At 52.1% G+C, this 568-nt stretch carries 1 protein-coding gene; it reads right to left on the bottom strand.

Annotation, left to right across the window (positions count from 1 at the left end; all coding sequences use genetic code 11):
* On the bottom strand, positions 1-560 hold a 560-nt coding region (locus tag CNE01S_RS24170), incomplete at its 3' end, for a DUF2786 domain-containing protein (protein ID WP_082763289.1).
* Between the last annotated feature and the right edge of the window lie 8 nt (positions 561-568).

Below are 568 nucleotides of genomic sequence, written 5' to 3'. Positions count from 1 at the left end.
CGTAATTTGGCGGCATAGCGCTCAATCACGCCTTTCTCTCCGGGTGGGATAGCAAAGGGTTTTACGACCTGAGAAGCACCATATACCCAGCCCTCACAGAACTGATCGCCGCGAGCAATACGGGTAGCAGGCTTGCAGCGTTTACAGTGCTTCACCTGGTACTCTTTACGGGCCTGCATAATCTGCCGGGAGAGAACATCAAAAGCGTAAGCAGCAACCTCGGCACGCTGGCCTGGTGCATAGAAGCGTACAAACCGCTTCAGCGAGCGGGAATGGCGATATTTCCCCGTCACATAACACTCAACACCAAAAGATTTGCAGATAAGGTCAATGAGAGCGTGCATATAAATGGGTGACCTTTGGGCGTTACTTGGCGCACCGGAACTGTCAGCTTCTGTTATCCCGGAAAATTCAACATCGGCGGCACTGAGATTGTACTCACGCATATAAGCCTGCGCTTTCGCCATCGCATTGGCCGCTTCTTCCGGGCTGGAGGTGCCTTTAGCCAGACGCAGCAGCTTTTTGATTTTGGTGAGGTATTTATCGCGGTTAATGCTCATTGCGACCT

The sequence above is a fragment of the Cedecea neteri NBRC 105707 = ATCC 33855 genome, assembly GCF_001571265.1.
GTDB classification, from domain to species: domain Bacteria; phylum Pseudomonadota; class Gammaproteobacteria; order Enterobacterales; family Enterobacteriaceae; genus Cedecea; species Cedecea neteri.
This window is presented reverse-complemented; position numbering and strand designations above follow the sequence as displayed.